The sequence below is a fragment of the Mesorhizobium sp. BR1-1-15 genome, from assembly GCF_020165475.1.
Taxonomy (GTDB): domain Bacteria; phylum Pseudomonadota; class Alphaproteobacteria; order Rhizobiales; family Rhizobiaceae; genus Mesorhizobium.
This window is the reverse complement of the sequence record NZ_JAIUIF010000001.1, coordinates 489,641-510,861: the sequence shown is the minus strand read 5'-3', so window position 1 is coordinate 510,861 and position 21,221 is coordinate 489,641. Positions and strand designations below refer to the sequence as shown.

Annotated in this window: 21 protein-coding genes and 1 riboswitch; of the genes, 16 read left to right on the top strand and 5 right to left on the bottom strand. The window is 64.0% G+C overall.

Annotated elements, in window-relative coordinates; translation table 11 throughout:
• The first annotated feature begins 140 nt into the window (after window positions 1-140).
• The 11 genes from LB541_RS02445 (at window position 141) to LB541_RS02395 (ending at window position 12,548) form a co-directional block, all read left to right on the top strand.
• Window positions 141-1,064 (top strand): carbohydrate ABC transporter permease, encoded by a 924-nt coding sequence (locus tag LB541_RS02445; protein WP_013896837.1) that lies wholly within the window; start codon window positions 141-143, stop codon window positions 1,062-1,064.
• Between the two features lie 12 nt (window positions 1,065-1,076).
• On the top strand, window positions 1,077-1,934 hold the full coding sequence (locus LB541_RS02440; protein ID WP_140497759.1) for a carbohydrate ABC transporter permease: 858 nt from the start codon (window positions 1,077-1,079) through the stop codon (window positions 1,932-1,934).
• A gap of 4 nt (window positions 1,935-1,938) precedes the next feature.
• Complete coding sequence (locus LB541_RS02435; RefSeq protein ID WP_224617751.1) at window positions 1,939-3,057, top strand: ABC transporter ATP-binding protein; 1,119 nt, start codon at window positions 1,939-1,941, stop codon at window positions 3,055-3,057.
• Window positions 3,054-4,178, top strand: a complete 1,125-nt coding sequence (locus LB541_RS02430; RefSeq protein ID WP_140497763.1) for an ABC transporter ATP-binding protein — start codon at window positions 3,054-3,056, stop codon at window positions 4,176-4,178. Before LB541_RS02435 ends, LB541_RS02430 begins: the two co-directional genes overlap by 4 nt.
• Window positions 4,178-5,731 (top strand): FGGY-family carbohydrate kinase, encoded by a 1,554-nt coding sequence (locus LB541_RS02425; protein ID WP_140520899.1) that lies wholly within the window; start codon window positions 4,178-4,180, stop codon window positions 5,729-5,731. The genes LB541_RS02430 and LB541_RS02425 overlap by 1 nt, the downstream gene beginning before the upstream one ends.
• Window positions 5,732-5,741: 10 nt before the next feature.
• On the top strand, window positions 5,742-6,782 hold the full coding sequence (locus LB541_RS02420; RefSeq protein WP_140497767.1) for a 2-hydroxyacid dehydrogenase: 1,041 nt from the start codon (window positions 5,742-5,744) through the stop codon (window positions 6,780-6,782).
• Window positions 6,783-6,827: 45 nt separating this feature from the next.
• Window positions 6,828-8,345, top strand: coding sequence for a glycerol-3-phosphate dehydrogenase (locus LB541_RS02415; protein WP_224617750.1), 1,518 nt, complete (start codon window positions 6,828-6,830; stop codon window positions 8,343-8,345).
• Between the two features lie 48 nt (window positions 8,346-8,393).
• Entirely contained in the window at window positions 8,394-9,335 is a 942-nt protein-coding gene (locus LB541_RS02410; protein ID WP_224617748.1) for a sugar phosphate isomerase/epimerase family protein, read from the top strand.
• A 227-nt stretch (window positions 9,336-9,562) separates the two neighbouring features.
• On the top strand, window positions 9,563-10,396 hold the full coding sequence (locus tag LB541_RS02405) for a substrate-binding periplasmic protein (protein ID WP_181167654.1): 834 nt from the start codon (window positions 9,563-9,565) through the stop codon (window positions 10,394-10,396).
• A 2-nt stretch (window positions 10,397-10,398) separates the two neighbouring features.
• A complete protein-coding gene (locus LB541_RS02400; protein ID WP_224617746.1) occupies window positions 10,399-11,760 on the top strand; it encodes a dicarboxylate/amino acid:cation symporter in 1,362 nt (453 codons plus the stop codon).
• Complete coding sequence (locus LB541_RS02395) at window positions 11,757-12,548, top strand: aspartate/glutamate racemase family protein (protein WP_224617745.1); 792 nt, start codon at window positions 11,757-11,759, stop codon at window positions 12,546-12,548. The genes LB541_RS02400 and LB541_RS02395 overlap by 4 nt, the downstream gene beginning before the upstream one ends.
• Before the next feature lie 21 nt (window positions 12,549-12,569).
• Here the strand turns inward: LB541_RS02395 and fba are convergent, their stop codons facing one another.
• Window positions 12,570-13,634 carry a class II fructose-bisphosphate aldolase gene (gene fba / locus LB541_RS02390; protein WP_224617743.1) on the bottom strand — a complete coding sequence of 355 codons (1,065 nt, stop codon included), beginning with the start codon at window positions 13,632-13,634 and terminating at the stop codon, window positions 12,570-12,572.
• 263 nt (window positions 13,635-13,897) lie between these two features.
• Here fba and LB541_RS02385 point away from each other — a divergent pair, with 263 nt between their 5' ends.
• Genes LB541_RS02385 through LB541_RS02375 form a run of 3 tightly spaced genes read left to right on the top strand, consistent with a single transcriptional unit; the run spans window position 13,898 to window position 15,923 of the window.
• Entirely contained in the window at window positions 13,898-14,668 is a 771-nt protein-coding gene (locus LB541_RS02385; RefSeq protein WP_140580661.1) for a DeoR/GlpR family DNA-binding transcription regulator, read from the top strand.
• Between the two features lie 18 nt (window positions 14,669-14,686).
• Complete coding sequence (locus LB541_RS02380) at window positions 14,687-15,445, top strand: triose-phosphate isomerase (protein ID WP_140514632.1); 759 nt, start codon at window positions 14,687-14,689, stop codon at window positions 15,443-15,445.
• 34 nt (window positions 15,446-15,479) lie between these two features.
• The gene (locus tag LB541_RS02375; protein WP_140497783.1) at window positions 15,480-15,923 is read left to right on the top strand and encodes an RpiB/LacA/LacB family sugar-phosphate isomerase; all 444 of its coding nucleotides are present in this window, start codon (window positions 15,480-15,482) and stop codon (window positions 15,921-15,923) included.
• On the opposite strand, the gene dhaL is transcribed toward LB541_RS02375, so the two are convergent.
• From dhaL to LB541_RS02355, 4 genes are all read right to left on the bottom strand, one after another.
• Window positions 15,920-16,555, bottom strand: a complete 636-nt coding sequence (gene dhaL, locus LB541_RS02370; protein ID WP_224617741.1) for a dihydroxyacetone kinase subunit DhaL — start codon at window positions 16,553-16,555, stop codon at window positions 15,920-15,922. The genes LB541_RS02375 and dhaL overlap by 4 nt on opposite strands.
• A gap of 10 nt (window positions 16,556-16,565) precedes the next feature.
• Complete coding sequence (locus LB541_RS02365; RefSeq protein WP_224617737.1) at window positions 16,566-17,573, bottom strand: dihydroxyacetone kinase subunit DhaK; 1,008 nt, start codon at window positions 17,571-17,573, stop codon at window positions 16,566-16,568.
• 77 nt (window positions 17,574-17,650) lie between these two features.
• On the bottom strand, window positions 17,651-18,124 hold the full coding sequence (locus tag LB541_RS02360) for a 6,7-dimethyl-8-ribityllumazine synthase (RefSeq protein ID WP_224617736.1): 474 nt from the start codon (window positions 18,122-18,124) through the stop codon (window positions 17,651-17,653).
• 76 nt (window positions 18,125-18,200) lie between these two features.
• Window positions 18,201-18,403: riboswitch (FMN riboswitch) on the bottom strand.
• Between the two features lie 59 nt (window positions 18,404-18,462).
• Window positions 18,463-19,653: an MFS transporter gene (locus LB541_RS02355; protein WP_140580667.1), complete on the bottom strand. Its 1,191-nt coding sequence runs from the start codon at window positions 19,651-19,653 to the stop codon at window positions 18,463-18,465.
• Window positions 19,654-19,702: 49 nt separating this feature from the next.
• On the opposite strand from LB541_RS02355, the gene LB541_RS02350 reads away from it, so the two are divergent.
• Window positions 19,703-20,242, top strand: a complete 540-nt coding sequence (locus LB541_RS02350) for an Lrp/AsnC family transcriptional regulator (RefSeq protein ID WP_140497789.1) — start codon at window positions 19,703-19,705, stop codon at window positions 20,240-20,242.
• 146 nt (window positions 20,243-20,388) lie between these two features.
• Complete coding sequence (locus LB541_RS02345; RefSeq protein WP_140497791.1) at window positions 20,389-21,207, top strand: class I SAM-dependent methyltransferase; 819 nt, start codon at window positions 20,389-20,391, stop codon at window positions 21,205-21,207.
• The last annotated feature ends 14 nt before the right edge of the window (window positions 21,208-21,221 follow it).

The following is a 21,221-nucleotide window of genomic DNA, read 5'->3' as shown; positions in this document are numbered from 1 at the left end:
GCCTTGGCAGGCCGGTCCTCACCTGACCTTTTCAAGATTGCGACGCGGGGCCGTAAGGTGGCCGCCAATTCGCCCGACCGGCCGCCTTGCTCCCTTGGGCGGCCGGCAGGGCGGAGCGACAGGGACAACGGAGCAGCACGATGACTGCGGTGGTATCGCAAAGGCCCAAGCCCTCGGGCTTCAGGATCAGCAAGAGAGTGCTGCCCTACGTGCTCAGCCTGCCGGCTCTGCTGGTCTGCATCGGCATCCTGATTCCGTTCCTGACCTCGGTCGTCTATTCCTTCCAGCGCTATCGGCTGAGCCAGCCCTGGGCGCGGCAGTTCAACTGGGGCGACAACTACATCTCCTTCTTCACCGATCCGAAGTTCTGGAACACGCTCAAGATCTCGCTGCTCTATGCCGGCACCACGGTGGTGCTGGAACTGCTTCTTGGCCTGGCCATCGCGCTGCTTTTGCAGAAGCGATCGACCCTGAACAACTTCATCTCGATCATGCTGCTGATGCCGCTGATGACGGCGCCGGCACTGGCCGCGCTGATGTGGAAGCTGATGACCAATCCCGGCTTCGGCGTGCTGAGCTATCTTGCCAGCCTCATCGGCTTACAGGATTTCCGCTGGGCCTCGTCGCCGTCGACGGCTTTGTTCACCGTCGTTCTCGTCGATATCTGGGTCTACACGCCCTTCATCATGATCCTGCTGCTTGCCGGCCTGCGCAGCCTGCCGACGCAGCCCTTCGAGGCCGCGGCCCTCGATGGCGTGCCGAGGAGCTTCGTCTTCTTCCGCATCACGCTGCCGATGCTGACGCCGTATATCCTGACGGCGACTTTGTTCCGCCTGCTCGATTCCATCCAGCAGTTCGACATCATCTACGCCATGACGCAAGGAGGACCGGGCGACACGCTGACCGTCTTCCAGGTCGAGGCCTATCTCAACTTCTTCCAGTCGACCAATGTCGGCCGCTCGGCGGCGCTGATGATCATCCTGTGGGCGATCACCTATTTCCTCTCCAACATCTTCATCAAGAACTGGCTCAGGCTGCGCGAGCGCGCCCGTGGCCAGGCATAGGAGGAGGCAGCCATGGAACACACCTCCTTGCTTGAACGCACCCTGCGCGGCGCGGCACTCACGCTGGTCGTGATCTTCTTCATGTTCCCGATCGTCTGGATCCTGATGATGTCGTTCCAGACCAACGAGACCATCCTGCGCATTCCGCCGCAGCTGGTCTTCGAGCCGACGCTCGCCAACTACACCGCGCTGATCACCGGCAAGCTGACGACCGCCGCCGGCACGCTCGACATCGCCTTCATGCGCAACCTGTGGAATTCGGTGTTCCTGTCGGTGACCTCGGTCGCGGTCTCGCTGCTGCTCGGCGTCCCGGCGGCCTACGCCTTCGCGCGGCACAAGTTCCGCGGCTCGGAGGACATCGCCTTCACGCTGCTGTCGTTCAGGTTCGCGCCGGCCCTGCTGGTGCTGTTGCCGCTTACGCTCTATTTCCAGAAGCTCGGGCTGGCCAACACCTATATCGGGCTGATCTGGGTCTATCAGCTGATCTGCCTGCCGCTGATCCTGTGGATCGTGCGCGGCTATTTCGAGGATATTCCGGCCGACATCGAATATGCCTATCGCATCGGCGGCCATTCCTGGTTTGCCACCTTCCGCAAGATCGCGCTGCCGCTCGCCGGCCCCGGCATCGCCGCTGCCGGCCTGCTTGCCTTCATCTTCGCCTGGAACAATTTCGTCTTCGCGCTGGTGCTGGCCTCGGCCGACAAGCAGCCGGTGACGGTCGGCGCGCTCGCCTTCATCACCTCCTCGGGCATCCAGTACGGCCAGATCTCGGCGGCCATCGTCCTGTCGATCACGCCGACGCTGGCGCTCGCCCTCTATGCACAGCGCTATCTGGTCGAAGGCCTGTCGCTCGGCGCGGTGAAGGGGTAGTTCCATGGCCAGCCTCGAACTCAGAAACCTCGTCAAGCGCTACAACAGCCAGACCGTGCTCGACAATCTTTCGCTGACCGTCGCCGACGGTGAGACGCTGGTCCTGTTCGGACCCTCCGGCGCCGGCAAGACGGTGCTGCTGCGCCTCGTCGCCGGCGTCATCGACCCCGACGAAGGCAAGATCCTCATCGGCGGCGAGGACATGACCGACGTCGACGCCGAATTTCGTGGCGTCGGCATGGCGTTCCAGAATTTCGCGCTGTTTCCGCATATGAGCGCGTTCGACAACATCGCGACGCCGCTGGAGGCCAAGCGGTCGTCGCAGGGAGCGATCAAGGCCGGCGTCGAGAGTGTCGCCAAGCTGTTGAAGATCGCCCATGTGCTTTCCCATAAGCCGCGCGCTCTTTCCAACGGCCAGAAGCAGCGCACCGCGCTCGCCCGTGCGCTGGTCGGCTCGCCGCCGCTGCTGCTGCTCGACGATCCCTTGCGCAATGTCGACGCCAAGCTGCGTTTTGAGATGCGGCTCGAACTGCCGCGCCTGCTTGCCGACCGCGGCGCCACCGTCGTTTACGTCACCCAGGATTATAAGGAAGCCATGGCGCTCGGCGACCGCATCGCGGTCATGTCGCAAGGCGTCATCAGCCAGCTCGGTACGCCCGAACAGATCTATCGCGAGCCGGCAAATGTCGAGATCGCCCGGCTGTTCGGCGACCCGACCATCAACCTGCTCGACGTCAAGCCGGCGCTTGGCGCCAAGGGAATCCATGTCGCCCTGTCGAATGTGCAGGTCCATCTCGCCGGGGCTCCCGAGACCGCGGTCGGCCGCGACTGCATCATCGGGCTCAGGCCGGAAGCACTGCATTTCGTCGGCGAAAATGAACCCGGCGCCATTCCGGTGACGGTCGAGGCCGAAACCCCGCTCAACGAAAAGATCGTCACGCTGGTGCGCACGTTGCGCGGCCGCGAGATCCTGGTTTCGCGGCCGGCCGGAACACCGGGCCGCAGCGAAGGCAAGGCCCACATTGCCGTCGACGGCAAGAGCGCCCTGTTGTTCGATCGCGCCGGCGGCGAGCGCATCGGCTCGAAGAATGTCGTCAGTTTGCGCAACGGAGAAGCCGCATGAGCGCGAGCGCACTCACCATTTCCGGCGTCGACAAATTCTATGGCCCGATCGACCGGGGCGTCCACGCCGTCAAGAAGCTGACGATGGAGATCGGCAAGGGCGAGATCGTGGCGCTGCTCGGTTCGTCCGGCTGCGGCAAGACCTCGACCTTGCGCATGATCGCCGGCTTCGAGGAGGTGTCGCGCGGCGCGATCTCGGTCGCCGGCCGCCAGGTGCACACGCTGCCGCCGGTCAGGCGTAACGTGGCGATGGCCTTCGAGGGCTATTCGCTCTACCCGCCGCTGACGGTGCGCGAGAACATGGCCTTCGCGCTCAAGGCGGCCCGGCTGCCCAGAAGCGAGGTCGAGGCCAGGGTCGCCAGCATCGCCAAGCTGCTCGAGATCGAGGATATATTGGAGCGTTACCCAAGCTCTATCTCCGGCGGCCAGCAGCAGCGCGCCAGCCTCGGCCGGGCGCTGATCCGCGACGCCGATTTGCATCTGCTGGACGAGCCGATGGGGCAGCTCGAACCGCAGCTGCGTGCCGTGCTGCGCGGCCGCATCAAGCATTTCATCAAGGAGCGCGGCTTGACCGCGATCCTGGTCACGCACGACCAGACCGAGGCCAATGCGCTTGCCGACCGCATCGCGGTGATGGAAGGCGGCGTGCTGCAGCAGTTCGATACGCCGGACAGGATCAAGGAGCGTCCGGCGAACCTGTTCACCGGCACCTTCGTTGGCGAGCCGCCGATGAACGTCTTCGAGGCCTATGTCGGCGCCACCGCCGGCCGCATCAATCTCAGGCTTCCCGACGGGCTGTCGCTGGACTACGACAAGGACGCCTTCAGCGCTCCGGTCCGCGACCAGCTGCTCAGCCGCGAGCGGGTGGTCATCGGCATCAGGCCTTATGCGGTGCGGCGCTCGAAGGAGGGTGTTCCCGCCAGGGTCTCGGCCAACCAGTGGCTTGGCGACCAGACCCATATCGCGGCCGATTTCGCCGGCGGCTCGCTGGTCCTGGTCGAGCACGACCGCACCCGGCTGGACCTTGGCGCGCCGATCAATGTCAGCATCGACCCGAAGAACCTGCATGTCTTCGACCAGGCGAGCGGCGAGGCCATTTCGCACGGCATGGAGCTCGCCTGATGCGTGATCTCTTGATCGGTATCGACGCCGGTACTTCCGTCATCAAGTCCATCGCCTTCGACACGAAAGGCCGGCAGATCGCCGCCGCGGCAACGCCGAACCATTACGAGACGCGGCCGGGCGGCGGCGCCGAACAGGATCTTGCGCGCACATGGGCGGATGCGGCGGCGACCTTGCGCCAGCTCGCCGAGAAAGTGCCCGATCTCGCCGGCCGGACCATCGCCATCGCGGTGACCGGGCAGGGCGACGGCACCTGGCTGATCGACGGCAAGGGCGAGCCGGTGGCGAAGGGCTGGCTCTGGCTCGACGCGCGCGCCGCCGGCGTCGTCGAGGAGATCCGCGCGCGGCCCGAGGACCGGCTGCGCTTCGAAAAGACCGGCAGCGGGCTCGCCGCCTGCCAGCAGGGCTCGCAGTTCGTGTTCATGAAGCGCAACATGCCTGAAATGCTCGACAAGGCGGCGACGGCGTTTCACTGCAAGGACTGGCTCTATTTCAAGCTGACCGGCGAGCGCGCCACCGACCCCTCCGAGGGAACCTTCACCTTTGGCGATTTCCGCACCCGCGACTATAGCGAGGATGTGCTCGACGTGCTCGGCGTCGCCGACCTCAGGCATTTGCTACCGCCGGTCACAGACGGCACCAGGCACAGCGCCGGTCTGTCGCAGGCGGCGGCCGCCGCCACCGGCATACTTGCCGGCACGCCGGTCGTGCTCGGCTATGTCGACGTCGTCTGCACCGCGCTTGGCGCCGGCCTGCTCGACCGCGAGCGCAAGCCCGGCTGCACCATCATCGGTTCCACTGGCATGCATATGCGGCTGGCCGAGACGCCGGACGACGTGCAACTGAACGAGGCGGCAACCGGCTACACCATGGCCATGCCGGCGCCCGGCGTGTTCGCGCAGATGCAGTCCAACATGGCGGCGACCCTCAACATCGACTGGGTGCTTGGGCTCGCTTCCGGCATCCTCGCTTCGCAAGGCATCACCCGCAGCAATGGCGAGATGATCGCGCTCGTCGACACCTGGATCGCCGCCTCGCAGCCCGCCTCGCTGCTCTACCAGCCCTATGTGTCCGAGGCCGGCGAGCGGGGGCCGTTCGTCGATGCCAATGCCAGGGCCGGCTTCGTCGGCATATCCTCGCGCCACGGCTATGCCGACCTGGTGCGCGCCGTCTTCGAGGGATTGGCCTTCGCCGCGCGCGATTGCTACGCCGCCATGGGGCCATTGCCGCGCGAGATCCGGCTGACCGGAGGCGCCGCCCGAAGCCCGGCGCTGCGCAAGATCCTCGGAGCCGCCGTCGGCGCAGACATCCGCACCAGCCAGCGCGAGGAGGCCGGGGCGGCCGGCGCGGCGATGATAGCCGCGGTCTGCGTCGGCCTGTACAAGTCGATGGACGAATGCGTCGCGGAATGGGTGACGCCGCTGCTTGGCGAGGCGGAGCCGAGTGATCGGGACCTCGCCGCGATCTACGACAGGATGACCCCGTCCTACATGTTGGCGCACCAGGCGCTGCGGCCGGTCTGGCGCGCGATGGCTTCGGTGCAGGCAAATTGAGAAGTCGAGTATGCCCAGGAAAATAGCGATCATTGGTGACAACTTCATGCTTCCGGAGGTGTTTCGCGCCAAAATCGAGAAGGTCGCGAGCGGTGACCTCGATGTCAGGACATTGCAGACCGCCTGGCCCGACGAGCCGATGGAATTCGGCGATCCGGCGCTCGGCCTCGACAAGGTCAAGGAGTATTTCGGCCGTCCCGACGAGGTCGTCGAGTTCATTGGCGATGCCGAGATCCTCGTCACCCAGCTTGCACCATTGTCGGAGGGCATGATGCGCCGCCTGCCGGCCCTGAAGCTGGTCGCGGTGTCGCGCGGCGGCCCGATCAACATCGACATGGAAGCGGCGCGCGCGCATGGCATCACCGTCGTCAACGTGCCCGGCCGCAACGCGACCGCCGTGGCCGAATTCACCATCGGCGCCATATTGGCCGAAACGCGGCTGATCCGGGTCGGCCACGAAGCGCTGCGCAGGGGCGAATGGCGCGGCGATCTCTACCGCGCCGACCGCACCGGCCGCGAGCTTAGCGAGATGACGGTCGGCGTCGTCGGTTACGGCAATATCGGAACAAAGGTAGTCAGGCTGCTGCGCGCTTTCGGCTGCCACGTTCTGGTCAGCGACCCCTATGTGCAGTTGAGCGCAGAGGACCGCAACGCCGGCGTCGAACTGGTCGCGCTTGACGATCTCCTATCCCGCTCCGACGTGGTCACGCTGCATTCGCGGGTGACGCCGGAGACGCGCGGCCTGATCGGCAAGGACACCATCGCGCGGATGAAACCCGGGGTGATCTTCGTCAACACGGCGCGCGGGCCGCTGGTCGACTATGACGCACTCTATGAGGCGCTTGTTTCAGGCCAGATCGCCAGCGCCATGCTGGAGACGTTCGCGGTCGAGCCTGTGCCGTCGGACTGGCCCTTGCTGCAGCTTCCCAACGTGACGCTGACGCCGCATATCGCCGGCGCCTCGGTGCGCACCGTGACCTATGCGGCCGAGCAGGCCGCCGAGGAAGTGCGCCGCTATATCGCCGGGCTGCCTCCGGTCAATCCGTGCTGAGGCGGCAGCCATGGTGTGTAAATCCGGCAGCGAGATCGTGACGAGATGAGTGGCGGACCCGAAATCGTCGACCTTTTCGTCATCGGCGGCGGCGTCAACGGCGCCGGCATAGCCCGCGATGCAGCAGGCCGCGGCCTCTCCGTCATCCTGTGCGAAAAGGACGATCTGGCGGAAGGCACCAGTTCGCGATCGGGCAAGCTCGTCCATGGCGGCCTGCGCTACCTCGAATATTACGAGTTCCGCCTGGTGCGCGAGGCGCTGATCGAGCGCGAGGTACTCCTGGAATCGGCACCGCACATCATCTGGCCGATGCGCTTCGTGCTGCCGCACAGTCCTGACGACCGGCCGGCCTGGCTGGTGCGGCTCGGCCTGTTCCTCTACGACCATCTCGGCGGCCGCAAGCGGCTGCCGGCCACCCGCACGCTCGACCTGCGCACCGCGCCCGAGGGCGCGCCGATCAAGGACGAGTTCAAGCGCGGTTTCGAATATTCCGATTGCTGGGTCGACGACGCCCGTCTCGTGCTGATCAATGCGCTGGATGCGCGCGAGCGCGGAGCGAAGATCTTCACCCGAACCGCCTGCACCGCCGCCCGCCGGGAAGGCGGCCTCTGGTCGGTGGAGATGCGCGACGGCAAGACCGGCGTGAAAACCACCGTGCGAGCGCGGGCGCTGGTCAATGCCGCTGGCCCTTGGGTCAACGACATCATCAACCGCGTTGCTGGCCAGAACTCGACGCGCAATGTCCGGCTGGTCAAGGGCAGCCATATCGTCGTGCCCAAATTCTGGGAGGGCCGCCAAGCTTACCTCATCCAGAACAGCGACAAGCGGGTGATCTTCATCAATCCTTATCAGGGCGATCTCGCCTTGATCGGCACCACCGACATTCCCTATGACGGCCGACCCGAGGACGTGGCGGCGGATGAGAGCGAGATCGAATACCTGATCAGGGTGGTCAACCGTTATTTCAAGCGTGGCCTCGCGCGCGGCGATGTCGTCTATTCGTTCTCCGGCGTCAGGCCGCTCTATGACGACAATGCCGACAACCCGAGTGCCGTGACCCGCGACTATATTTTCGAACTCGACGCGCCGGATGCTGAGGCGCCGCTGCTGTCCGTCTTCGGCGGCAAGATCACCACCTTCCGCAAGCTCGCCGAGCATGCGCTGGACAGGATCGCTCCGTTCTTCCCCCGGATGGGCAAGCCTTGGACGGCGAAGGCGCATCTGCCTGGCGGCGACATCGCCAATGCCGATCTCGAACAGTTTCTAGGAGATCTCGGGCGGGAGTATCCATGGATGCCTGCATCGCTGCTCAAGCATTACGGTCGGCTCTACGGCACCAGGACACGTCTTCTGGTCGGCGCGGCCCGTTCGCTCGCGGAACTCGGGCGATGTTTCGGCAAGGATTTCTTCGAGCGCGAGGCCAGTTACCTGTTCGAGCAGGAATGGGCTGAGACACCGGCCGACATTCTCGAACGGCGCACCAAGCACGGCCTGCATCTTTCCGCCGAGGAGAGATCGGCTTTCGAACACTGGTGCGCGAGCCGGCTGGCGAGGGCAGGGTGATGGCAATCATCGCCAATGTAGCGCGACAGGGCTGAGAGGATCGCGATCTTGGCATTCACGCTCTCCCTCAACACCAATCCGCTGGTCAATCGCTTTGCCGAGCCTGACGACCTGGTCGATACCATCGCCTACGACATCGGCATCAGGGACATTCAGCTCACGCATGAATTCGTCAATCCGGGCTGGCCGGCGGCGACGATCGTGAAATTCGTCCGCCTGTTTCGTGGCGCACTCTCCCGCACGGGCGTGCGCGTGACCTCGGGCATGACCGGTCCTTACGGCCGGCTCAACCATTTCGGCCATCCAGACGCGGACGTGCGCCGCTACTATGTCTGCTGGTTCAAGACCTTTGCCGACATCTCGGCCGAGCTTGGCGCCGGCGGCATGGGTACCCAATTCGCGATCTTCACCCATCGCGATTATGATGATCCCGCGCGCCGCGCGCGCCTGTTCGACATTGCACTGGAATGCTGGCGCGAGGTCGCCGAACACGCCCGCGCGGCCGGGCTTAACTACCTGTTCTGGGAGCCGATGTCGGTCGGCCGCGAGTTCGGCCACACGATCGAGAATTGCAGGCTGCTGCAGAATGCGATCGACGCGGCCGGCATGGCCATTCCGCTGGAGATGATGGTCGACATCGACCATGGCGACGTCACCTCCAGCAACCCGGCCGATATCGATCCCTATGCCTGGGCCGAGGCTTTCCCCAGGAAGTCGCCGATCATCCACATCAAGCAATCGTCGATGAACAAGGGTGGTCATTGGCCGTTCACAGCGGCTCACAACAGGGACGGCCGCATCACGCCTGAAAAGCTGCTGGAGACGGTGCGGCGCGGCGGCGGCACCGACAACGAGATCTGCCTCGAACTGTCGTTCCGCGAGCGCGAACCGGTCGACCACCAGGTGGTCGCCATGATCCGCGAATCGGTCGACTACTGGGCGCCCTTTATCGACACGGGCAGGCCTGACCTGCTGCCGAAAAACGGGTAGAGGTCGGAGTGGGGAGCCGATGCCACTCGCGCTGTTGACGTCCAACCGGTTGGCCCGCCAGCGAAGCAACCAGATGACATATTAGATAATGCGAGTATTGCGGCAGCCTGCGCTGCTGATTGCTATAAAAGTACAATGCGAAAGATACTTTTGTTTAACTTCGCCATGCATACTGCGAATTGGTCCGATTTGTTTGTCCGGCTTCCCTCGCGAACTAGAGAATCCGCATGTCGGTTACACGTCGTACGCTGCTCACGGCCGGAAGCGTCGGCTTGCTGGTCGCGCAAGCTCGGGCGGCCAATACTCCAGGACAGCAGGCGGAGATCGCTCCCGTCGTCGGCGACAATGCGCTGCGCATTGCAATGCCGGCCTTTGCCTCCGATCCATTCTTCCCGGCCGATGGATCGGGGAACAGCGGCATAGACATGGAACTGGCCCGCGGCATAGCAGCGGAGCTCGGCGTCGAGCCGGTGTTCGACCGATCCGCCGCAACGTTCGACGGCATGGTGAAACAGCTGACTTCCGGCCAGGCGGACATAGCCATCGGCAAGCTCAGCCGAACCCTTCGTCGTGGCCGCTCAATCCTCTATTCCCGGCCCTATGCCATGCTGCACCAAGGCCTCATCGCCAATCGCCTCAACCTGGCGCGCATCGCGCAAGGCAAACCACCCGAGCAGATCATCCGCGATTTCTCGGGCGATCTCGGCGTGATCGAGGGCTCTTCATTCGCAACCTATGCGGCGACGACCTTCCCGCATGCACAAGTTCATCGTTTTACAGGCTGGGACATGGTTGTCGATGCGATCCGCGATGGGACGATCGACATGGCGTATCGCGACGATTTCGAGATCAAGAAGCTGATGGTCGACGATCCGTCGATGACGGTCGCCGCGCGCTCGATCACGCTGACCGACAAGGTAGACACGATCGCAATCGGTGTGCGACCGGACAATCCGCATCTCGCGGCGTTTATCGACCTTTACCTCGATCTCGCGCGCGGTCAGCAGGTTCTCAACACTGACGAGATCATCGCGCGCTACCGGTTGGGGAGCAAAGCCTGACGATGGCCGTCACGGAAGCAGCCGGACCCTTGGCTTTCGATTGGCGCCTGGCGGCGAGGCGCATATGGCGCTCGCCCGCGACGACGATTGCGATGATCGGGGCGGGAATCCTTTGCGGCCTCTATTATCCAGCATTTGCCCATGCGATCAGCCCTGTCGCGCAGCTCTACCTGAATTTCCTCAAGATGGTCGTCCTGCCCTATCTGGTCTCGTCGGTCATCTTCTCGATCATGTCGATGGTTCAGGATCCGAACTCGGTCCGTTACCTGGGCCGGGTGGGCATGGCGGTGCTGGTCGTGTCATTCCTGAGCGTGTTGGTGAGTGGCACCTACTCGCTTGTCCTTCAGCCGGGCCAGATCGAGAATCCTCAATCGCGCATCGAGCTTGGCGAGTTCATCAATTCGCAGGGCAGCGTATCCACCGATCTCGCATTCCCCTATCAACCACCACCCAATGAGGGCTCCGACAACGGGCGTTCGATACTGCTCGATCTTGTACCGAACAACGTCTTCAGCGCGCTGGCCTCCGGTCAAACCATCCAGGTCCTGCTGTTCTGCCTGCTTTTCGGGCTCGCGATGGGCAAGATTCCCCAGCCTTCGTCCATGAGCCTGTCTCAGGCGCTGAACGCGGTTTACCGGGCCTGCACAGTCCTTACCAACTGGTTCATCTGGGGATTGCCGTTTGCAACCTTCATCCTGATCGCGGATCAGACCGCGTCGACCGGAACCAAGCCGCTCACGCTGATGGGCGGTTATCTGCTGGTGATGGGTCTTTCCTGCCTCACATTCATCGCCGGCGCATTTGGCGTTATCGCCATCCGCTCTCGGCGAAGCTACTGGGCCACGATCAAGACCTGTCAGCCCCTTCTCATGGTAGCCATCACCACGCGCTCTACCGTCGCCTCGCTTCCGTGGGTCATAAACCTGCTGAGCGAACGTCTGCGGTTCAGCCTCGTGGTCGTCGAACTGCTCGTGCCGCTGCAGGCGGCACTGCTGCGGACAGGCCCGGCGCTGCTTTACACGTCTGGTGTTCTTTTCATCGCCCAGCTCTACGGCCGTCCGCTGGTAATCCCCGACCTCCTGCTCGTCGGCATCACCTCGGCGCTTCTCGCGCTCACGACCGGCGGCATGGGCAGCCTGCTCATCCTGTCCCAGATGTCGATCGTCTGTGGCTACCTGAAGATTCCCTTTGAGGCGGCGTTCGCCCTGTTCGTCGCGGTCGACGCGGCCGTCGACACGTTCATGACGCTGTCTAGCGTCTGCACCGTTGCGGCGAGCACCGCAATGATCGCGCCCAGCCACAGGGAGACGACGCAGTCTGTCGAAGCGGCGTCGGAACAGCTCGAAGCCGAGCCCGCTCGATGATCGACCATGGCATCAGCCTCCAGCTCGGCGTCATTGGCGGCCTCGGGCCGTTGGCATCGGCTGACTTCTACTTCAAGCTGACCCGAATGACCCAGGCGTTCCGGGACAATGAGCATGTGCCCGCCGTCATCCTCAGCGTGCCACAGCTGCCTGACAGGACCGAGGCGATCCTTGCCGGCCATGACGGTCCGCTGGCGTCTTTGAAAGCCGCGGTCTCGACACTCAATGCGCTCGGCGTTGCCTGTATCGCGATGCCGTGCAACACCGCCCATCATTGGTATGAGCAGTTGGCGGCGAGCTCGCAGGCGCGGATCATCCATATCGCCGACGCGGTCGTGGCTGAAACCCATCGTAGCCTGAGCCGAGGCAAGGTTACGATCCTCGCCACGCAGGGCACACTGGTCTCCGGCTTCTATCGGGACAGGATGTCGGCGGCGGGATTTGAGCTCTGCTTTCCCGCTGTCACGGAATTCCAGGGTCGCGTCGATAGAGCGATCGGCCTCGTCAAGGCCGGTTCGATCGCGGAGGCGGCGAGCGAAACCGAGCGCGCGCTTGAAATCGCGCGATCGGCCGGCACCGACACGGCCATTCTCGGCTGCACCGAACTATCGGTGGTGGCCGCCAGCCTCAAGCCTACGAACGGATTGGTCGTCATCGACAGCAATGCAGCCCTGGCGCGAGCCTGTTTGACACGGTTGGGCTTCGCCGCGCAGGACGTTCCGCGACCTCGGCCGGTGTTCTCATCCCGCAAAGAGCTGGAGCGGTTCGGCGGTTCTATCCAACACTGAACCGCTCCGGGAATTGGTCGTTTAGCCGAATTTCGGATCGAGGCTGCCCGCTTTGTAACGCTTGGCCATTTCCGAGACCGGCAGCGGCTTGATCTTCGGCGCGTTGCCGGCGGTGCCGAACTGCTCGAAACGCTCCTTGCACAGCTTCCTCATCGCCGCCATCGCCGGCGTCAGATATTTGCGCGGGTCGAATTCCGAGGGATTTTCCGTCAGCACCTTGCGGATCGCGCCGGTCAGCGCCATGCGGTTGTCGGTGTCGATGTTGATCTTGCGCACGCCATGCTTGATTCCGCGCTGGATCTCTTCCACCGGCACGCCCCAGGTCGGCTTCATCTGCCCGCCATATTTGTTGATGATCTCCTGCAGATCCTCCGGCACCGAGGACGAACCATGCATGACCAAGTGCATGTTCGGCAGGCGGCGGTGGATTTCCTCGATGACGTTCATCGCCAGCACCGCGCCATCCGGCTTGCGCGAGAATTTATAGGCGCCGTGGCTGGTGCCCATGGCAACCGCCAGCGCGTCGACATGGGTGTCGCGCACGAACTGCTCGGCCTGCACCGGATCGGTGAGCAATTGGTCGTGGCTGATCGCGCCTTCGATGCCGTGGCCGTCCTCCTGTTCGCCGCCGCCCCTCTCCAGCGAGCCCAGCACGCCGATCTCGCCCTCGACCGAAACGCCGCCCCAATGCGCCATGTCGACGACGCGCTTGGTGATGCCCGAATTATAGGCGTAGTCGGCCGGCGACTTGCCGTCCTCCTTGAGTGATCCATCCATCATTACCGAGGTGAAACCATGCTGGATCGCGGTGACGCAGGTAGCCTCGTTGTTGCCGTGGTCGAGGTGCATGCAGACTGGGATGTCGGGATGGATCTCGACCAGCGCATCGATCAGCTTGGCCAGCACCACGTCATTGGCATAGGCACGCGCACCGCGGCTTGCCTGCAGGATGACCGGCGACTTAGTCTCCTCCGCAGCCTCCATGATGGCGAGGCCCTGTTCCATGTTGTTCATGTTGAAGGCCGGCACGCCATAGCCGTATTCGGCGGCGTGATCGAGCAATTGTCTCAGTGTGATGCGAGCCAACGAATAGTCTCCCGTATCTGGTTTCTAACCTTTGCTTGCTGGCTGTCCGCGCATCGTCCAGCCCACCGATGCTTCTGGCCGGATTTCCGCGCAACCGCAACCGTCAGACACCGTCCCGGCAGCAATTCTTGTTACAGGGCCGTGATGAAAGCCACGGGAATATCCCAGGAAAATATCTCATTATAACAAAAATCATGATAGTTTCAGGAAGAAATATGTTATCTTGTCGAGGAGCCAGCGCCGGTTGGCGGATAACGGCAGCAATGAAGAGCGATAGCAGACGTCAAGGCATCATGGACTTTCTGATGGACGTCGGCGCGGCGAGCGTCGACGATCTTGCCTCACGCTTTGGCGTCTCCAGGATGACGGTGCATCGTGATCTCGACGACCTTGAGGAGAGCGGTTTCCTGCGCAAGGTGCGTGGCGGCGCTTCGATCCAGCCGAGCGGTCTCTTCGAAAGCGATTTTCGCTACCGGCAAAAGCAGGCGACAGGGGAAAAGCAGCGCCTTGCGGCGGCCGCCGTGGCGATGATCGAACCCGGCCAGACTGTCATCATCGACGACGGCTCGACGGCTGGCGGCATCGCACGGCATCTCGCCGATTTCAGGCCGCTGACGGTGATCTCCAACAATCTGGCCGTCATCCAGGACCTGGCCGGCGCCGGGGGCATCGACCTGATTGCGCTCGGCGGCCAGTATAGCAAGAAGTTCCACGGCTTCTTCGGACTGCTTGCCGAGGCTTCGCTGAGATCGCTGCGCGCGGACGTCGCCTTCCTGTCGTCATCGGCTATCCACGGCGCCTCCGCTTTCCACCAGGACCAGGAGGTGGTGCAGATCAAGCGGCTGATGATGGAAGCAGCGACCCGCAAATACCTTCTGGTCGATCACGGCAAGTTCGGCCGCACGGCGCTGCATTTCCTGACCGAACTCGAGGCGTTCGATGCCGTCTTCACCGGTCGCGCGCCTGAGCCCGGAATGCGCGCCGCACTGGATGCCGCCGGCGTTTCGCTGACGGTGGTCGCCAACAAGGATTGAGGATCAAGGAGCGCAGGCGTGGTTTATTGGGTCGGTACAAGCTGGAAGATGAACAAGACGCTCGCCGAGGCGCTGGATTTCGCCGGGGCATTGGCCGGCTTCGTGCCAGGCTTCGACGAGCGCATCCAGCCTTTCGTCATCCCGCCGTTCACGGCGGTGCGCGAGGTCAAGCAGGCGCTGTCGTCGACGCGGGTCAAGGTCGGTGCCCAGAACATGCACTGGGCCGATGCCGGGGCCTGGACCGGCGAGATCTCGCCGCTGATGCTGAGCGACTGCGGTCTCGACATGGTCGAACTCGGCCACAGCGAACGGCGCGAGCATTTCGGCGAGACCGATCGCACCGTCGGCCTGAAGACGGCGGCCGCCGTCAAGCACGGACTGATACCGCTGATCTGCGTCGGCGAGACGCTGGCGGAGCGCGAAAACGGCAAGGCGGATGCGGTGTTGACCGGCCAGGTCGAGGGTGCGCTGCTGTTCCTCGAAGGCGAGGCGAAGGCGGCAAAAATCCTGTTTGCCTATGAGCCGGTCTGGGCGATCGGCGACAAGGGTATTCCGGCCAGCTCCGCCTATGCCGAAAAACAGCAGGCGCTGATCAAGAAAGTGGCCGGCGGCCTGCTGCCGTCCATCCCGCCGGTGCTCTATGGCGGCAGCGTCAATCCCGGCAACGCGGCCGAGCTGATCGGCCAGCCCAGCATCGATGGCCTCTTTATCGGCCGCTCGGCCTGGCAGGCGGAGGGCTACATCGACATCCTCAGGCGCGCCTCGGCGGCGATCTGAACGAACGAAATCTCATTCAAGAAAGGACACGACCATGAAAATAGCCATTGGAGCCGACAGCGCCGGCAAGCCGTTGCTTGATGTCATCGCCGCGCATCTCGCGACAAAATCCGGCCTCACCGTCAGCGACCTCAGCCAGGCCGGCTTTTATGCCGACCTGTCACAAAAGCTCGCCCAGACGATCATCGACGGCGAGAACGACCGCGGCATCCTGTTCTGCGGCACCGGCATCGGCGTCTCGATCTCGGCCAACAAGGTGCCTGGCATCCGGGCGGCACTCACCCACGACACCTATTCCGCGGAGCGCGCCGCCAAATCCAACAACGCGCAGATCATCACCATGGGCGCCCGCGTCATCGGCCCGGAACTCGCCAAGGCGATCGTCGATACCTGGTTGGCCTCGGAGTTCGACGAGAAGGGACCGTCGGCCGGCAATGTCCAGGCGATCAACAAGCTCGATGAAGCGAAGCAGGCCTAAGCCAGGTTGTCGCGCAAAGCCTCGATGACGGTCACGGCCGAGGCGGCGCCGGGGTCGATATGGCCGAGCGAGCGTTCGCCGAGCCGCGAGGAGCGGCCCTTGACGGCGATCATGTCCTTGGTCGCCTCGGCCCCCCGGCGCGCCGCGTCCACTGCCGCGTCGAGGCTTTCGGCAAGACCTTTTCCCGCCGCATTGCTGGCGCCGGCCGCTTCCGCCGCCGGCAACCAGGCGTCGATCATCGTCTTCTCGCCGATCTCGGCCTTGCCGCGATCGCGGATGCCTTGCGCCATCGCCTGGAACAGCGCGACGACATCCGCATCAGCTAGCGTGGTCTTGCCCTTGACGGCAGCGGCGGCGCGCATGAAGGCGGTGGCATAGAGCGGGCCAGACGACGCACCGACCGCGTTGAGGAACGATTTAGCCGCCATGTTGAGAAGCGCGGTCGGCTCGGTCGCCGCCAGGTCGAGTGGCGCCAGCGCGTCGCGCACTGCGTTGAAGCCGAGCGCCATGGCGATACCGTGATCGGCGTCGCCGATGACGCCGTCGAGGTGGCAGAGCCGGTCCTTGTCGGCTTCGATCGCCACCGCGATCGCATCGAACATTCTCTTCAGGTCAGCGCTATCGATGCTCACGGATCACTCCTCAGCCGGCACGGAACATGGCGCAGTCGCACGGATGGTCGAGCATGGTCTGCAACTCGCCATCGAGATGGAACAGCGTCACCGAGGCGCCGGCCATTTCGAGCGACGTGCAGTAATTGCCGACCCAGGTCGCATGGATGGAAACGCCGATGTCGTCGAGACGCTGCTTGACGCGACGGTTCATGATGTAGAGCTCCATCAACGGTGTCGAGCCCAGCGAATTGACCAGCACCGCGACCTTGTCGCCACGCGAAGGCGCCATCTCGGCGAGGATCTTGTCCAGCATCTCGTCGGTGATCTCGTCGGCGGTGCCGAGCTTGCCGCGTGCGATGCCCGGCTCGCCATGGATGCCCATGCCGATCTCCATCTCGTCGGCGCCGATCTCGAAATTCGGCCGCCGGGTCTGCGGCAGCGAGCAGGGCGACAGCGCCACGCCCATGGTGAAGGTGTGATCGTTGGCCTTGCGCGCGATGCGCTCGCATTCGTCGAAGGAGAGCATGCGGTCACAGGCCGCGCCGGCCGCCTTGAAGACGAAGAAATTGCCGGCGACGCCGCGACGCTTCTGCCGCTGGTCGCGCGGTGCCGAGGCGACATCGTCGGTGGTCAGCACCGTGCGCACCTCGATATCGTCCATGGCGGCCATTTCGGCCGCCATGTCGAAGTTCATCACGTCCCCGGCATAGTTGCCGTACGTGAACAGGACGCCGGTGCCGCCGTTCGCCGCCTTGGCGCATTCAAGGATGGGATCGGGTGGCGGCGAGGCAAAGACATTGCCGATCGCCGCCGCGTCCGCCAGGCCCTTGCCGACAAAACCGAGAAAGGTCGGCTCATGGCCCGAGCCGCCGCCGACGACGAGCCCGACCTTGCCGGGACGCGGTCCGTTGCGGGCGATGATCGAGCGCGGGCTGCCGTCCGCGCTCCTGAGATGGCTGGGATGCGCGGCCAGAATCCCCTCTAGCATCTCGTCGACGGCACGGTTGCCGTCATTGATGATCTTCTTGGTCTGCACCGGCATCCTCCCGAACTCGGCATTTTCCCGAGATACTACAGGCTGTTACCGGGATTTCTACCCCGCTCTCGGCTGTTTCAGGCGGCGATGTGCTTTCGCGCCGCCAGGATCTGGAGGCATGCGCCGGCCGCTTCCTTGCCCTTCACCTGGAAGTGCTCGAGGAAGAAGCGGTGGTGCTCGGCGCTGTCGTGGTAATTGTGCGGCGTCAGTACCGCCGAAAGCACCGGCACGCCGGTCGCCAACTGCACGTTCATCATGCCGTCGATGACGGCGCGGGCGACGAACTCATGCCGGTAGATGCCGCCATTGACGACGAAGGCAGCGCCGAGGATCGCGGCGTAGCGAGCCGTCTCGGCCAATGTCTTGGCGTGCAGCGGGATCTCGTAGGCGCCGGGCACGTCGAAGATTTCGACGGCAAAGCGGCCGTCGCCCAGTGCAGCAAGCTCCGCCTCGAAGGCAGCGACACACTGGTCGACGATATCCGCGTGCCAGCGCGCCCTGACAACGGCAACGCGGGTCGTTTCATAGTCTTTGTGGGAATGCTGATTCATGGGTCCATCCTTCCGTTTCGAACCAGAATCAGGACGCACGATACGAAAACCGGCCGCCGGGGCGGTCCGTCTTCCGTTTCGTTCTCTTCCATCCGGACTGTAACCGTCGGCTCCGGAATCACACCGGATCTGCTGACCCTTCCGGTTTTGCCGGAAAGCGCTCGCGGGCTTGGGTCCCGCGCATGACCCCGAAAACCGGACCGGTTTTCGGAAAGAAATCATGCGCAATCAGGAGTCCTTACCGCCGGTGGGGACTTTCACCCCGCCCTGAGAACATTAACGGCTTTGTATGGAAGGGCAGGGGCGCCGCTGTCAACCGCGCGCGGGCTGGTGGCCCATCACGTCCTGTGTGGCTGGCGCGTGCGCCAGGCGGCGGCCGAAGCCGCGACCAGCATCAGCAACGCCGCCACCATTGCCGATGCGGCAAAGCCGAAATCCGAATATAGCGGCCCGAAGCCGGTGGTGCCGACAAAGACCGCCAGATATGTCACCGCGCTGTTCAGGCCCATGATCGTGCCGCGCCGTGACGGATCGAGCGCCGACAGGCGCATCACCAGCACGTTCAATCCGAAATGATTGGCGAGACCCCAGGCCGCCACCATGGCGAGCGTCATGCCATAGCTGTTGCTTGTTGCGGCGATCGCGACATAGACGATGGCGACGAGCAGGTAAGCGAAGGGCATGACGCGGCGAGCCCCCAGACGATCGATGATGCCGTCGAAGAGCGCCGCCGTGCCGAACCCGGCGCCATAGGCGAGTGCGGCCAGGCCGTTGGCGCTGACCGGCTGGCCCAGCCCGCTGTGCAGATGGTCGCCAAGATAGCCATAGACACCGTAGAAGGCGGTCATGAAAGCGCCGCAGGCGATCAGAAGCGGCACGATGCCGGGAATGCCGAGCGCCTCGAGCGGCGCTGGAGCCGGGCCGGCCTTTCTGACATCCGGGAGTGACGATGCGGTAAGGCTGCCAAGCGCCAGCGCCGCCAGCAGCGCCACGGCGGCGAAGACGGCCCGCCAGTGCACGAGATCGGCAAGCACCGCCGACAGCGAAACGCCGGCCACCATGCTGAGCGTCCATCCGGTCAGCACAACGCCGATCGTTCCGCTTTCCCGTCCAGGTGGGGCAATCGCCGCGGAACTGGCATAGATTGCCGGCATGGCGACGCCGGCGGCGATGCCGGTGAGAAGCTGCGCAGCGACCAGCGCCATCACCGTCGGCGCCACCGCGCTTGCGACAAGCGCCAACGTCAGCAACAGCAAGGCCGCCTGAAGCATCCGGCGCGCGCCGACCCGGTCGATGTAGCGTGCCAGGAACAGGGCGCTCGCCGAGGTGCCGAGGCCGAAGGCGGCGGCCGCCATCATAACGACAGGCACGCTGGTCGCGAACGACACGGCCACGGCGGGAGCAATTGGACCCAGCACCAGGGAGTTCGAGCCGATGACGGCGATGCATCCGGTCAAGAGATAGGCCAGCGCCGGGATGGGCGGCCGGGCATTCGCACCCAGGGTTGCTGCTTGATCGCTGTTCGACATATATTCATAATGGCCGTATTTTATTCGGCTACAATCGGGAATTTCCACTATGGACGAAGAAACAAATGGCATTCCGCAGAACAGGCCGGCGCCCCGCGATCTCGACGCGATCGACAGAAAGATATTAGGCGTTCTCGTCGACGACGCCACGGTCAGCTATGCTGAGCTTGGCGATCGTGTCGGCCTCTCGCCGCCCGCCGCGCATGAGCGCGTCAAGCGCCTTCGGCGCAGCGGCGCCATTCGCGGCACGGCTGCCATCATCGACCCCAAGGCGGTCAAGAAGCCGCTGCTGGCATTCGTGCATATCGACACCAAGGGCTGGGGCAAGACGCCGGAGCTGATGGCGGTTTCGCAATATCCGGAGGTCGAGGAGATCCACACGGTTGCGGGCGACACCTGCATGCTGCTGAAGGTCCGCACGGAGGACACGCGGGCGCTCGAAGGCCTGCTGTCGCGCCTCTACGAGACACCCGGCGTCACCTCGACGCGCAGCTACGTGGTGCTGTCGACCTATCTCGAGCGGCCGGTGCAGCCCGGCGTCACGACGCAGTGGCCGGCGCCCAGGCACATGGCCGAGCCCCTGTACTAAGGCCTGATGCCGATAGCGAAGCGGTTTTCGGACGACGTCATGCTCTATCTCTTTGATTTGGAGCTGGACTGGTCGTCTCCGCCGAAAACGGCGCAAAACAAGCAATGATATGCTAATCTCCCGAGCCTCTAGGCAGAGGGCGGGTGATGGCAACGCTGGAAACGGACAAGGTATTCGCTGGCTCCATACCGGAAAACTACGACCGCTATATGGTGCCGTTGATTTTCGAGCCGTTCGCTGCGGATCTTGTAGCGCGAGCAGCGTCCCTGTCGCCCGCCGCGGTTTTGGAGACGGCCGCCGGCACCGGGGTCGTTACCCGAGCATTGGCGCCGAAATTGTCTCCCGGCGCAAGCTATACCGTAACCGACCTCAACCAGCCGATGCTCGACTACGCCGCTTCGCGACAACCTCCCGACGGTCGCATCACATGGCGTCGGGCGGACGCCTTGGCGCTGCCGTTTGAAGATGCGGCCTTCGACCTCGTCTGCTGTCAGTTCGGTGCGATGTTCTTTCCCGACCGGCCATCTGCCTACCGCGAAGCCAGGCGTGTCCTGAGGCCGGGCGGACATTTCCTGTTCAGCGTATGGGATCGCATCGAGGAGAACGTCTTTGCCGATGATGTGACGAATGCTCTCGCAAGGATCTTCCCCGACGATCCGCCGCGCTTTCTGGCACGCACGCCGCATGGCTACCACGACAAGGCAGTGATCCGTCGCGAGCTGGAGGAGGCTGGCTTTTCTCCTGTGATGATCGAGACGAGAGCCGAACAAAGCCGTGCATCCTCGCCGCGCCTTCCCGCCGTCGCTTATTGCCAGGGAACTGTGCTTCGCACCGAAATCGAGGCCCGGGAGGCAGGGAAGCTGCAAGCCGCGACCGACTACGCCGCATCCGCGATTGCAGACAGACATGGCAGCGGCGCGGTGGCCGCCAAAATTCAGGCCCACGTCATCATGGCAACGGCTTAGAGCAATTCCAGGAA

Coding starts and splice junctions, on each gene's coding strand:
- LB541_RS02445 (WP_013896837.1), top strand. CDS start 141: ATGACTGCGGTGGTATCGCAAAGGCCCAAGCCCTCGGGCTTCAGGATC.
- LB541_RS02440 (WP_140497759.1), top strand. CDS start 1,077: ATGGAACACACCTCCTTGCTTGAACGCACCCTGCGCGGCGCGGCACTC.
- LB541_RS02435 (WP_224617751.1), top strand. CDS start 1,939: ATGGCCAGCCTCGAACTCAGAAACCTCGTCAAGCGCTACAACAGCCAG.
- LB541_RS02430 (WP_140497763.1), top strand. CDS start 3,054: ATGAGCGCGAGCGCACTCACCATTTCCGGCGTCGACAAATTCTATGGC.
- LB541_RS02425 (WP_140520899.1), top strand. CDS start 4,178: ATGCGTGATCTCTTGATCGGTATCGACGCCGGTACTTCCGTCATCAAG.
- LB541_RS02420 (WP_140497767.1), top strand. CDS start 5,742: ATGCCCAGGAAAATAGCGATCATTGGTGACAACTTCATGCTTCCGGAG.
- LB541_RS02415 (WP_224617750.1), top strand. CDS start 6,828: ATGAGTGGCGGACCCGAAATCGTCGACCTTTTCGTCATCGGCGGCGGC.
- LB541_RS02405 (WP_181167654.1), top strand. CDS start 9,563: ATGTCGGTTACACGTCGTACGCTGCTCACGGCCGGAAGCGTCGGCTTG.
- LB541_RS02400 (WP_224617746.1), top strand. CDS start 10,399: ATGGCCGTCACGGAAGCAGCCGGACCCTTGGCTTTCGATTGGCGCCTG.
- LB541_RS02395 (WP_224617745.1), top strand. CDS start 11,757: ATGATCGACCATGGCATCAGCCTCCAGCTCGGCGTCATTGGCGGCCTC.
- LB541_RS02385 (WP_140580661.1), top strand. CDS start 13,898: ATGAAGAGCGATAGCAGACGTCAAGGCATCATGGACTTTCTGATGGAC.
- LB541_RS02375 (WP_140497783.1), top strand. CDS start 15,480: ATGAAAATAGCCATTGGAGCCGACAGCGCCGGCAAGCCGTTGCTTGAT.
- LB541_RS02360 (WP_224617736.1), bottom strand. CDS start 18,124: ATGAATCAGCATTCCCACAAAGACTATGAAACGACCCGCGTTGCCGTT.
- LB541_RS02355 (WP_140580667.1), bottom strand. CDS start 19,653: ATGTCGAACAGCGATCAAGCAGCAACCCTGGGTGCGAATGCCCGGCCG.
- LB541_RS02350 (WP_140497789.1), top strand. CDS start 19,703: ATGGACGAAGAAACAAATGGCATTCCGCAGAACAGGCCGGCGCCCCGC.
- LB541_RS02345 (WP_140497791.1), top strand. CDS start 20,389: ATGGCAACGCTGGAAACGGACAAGGTATTCGCTGGCTCCATACCGGAA.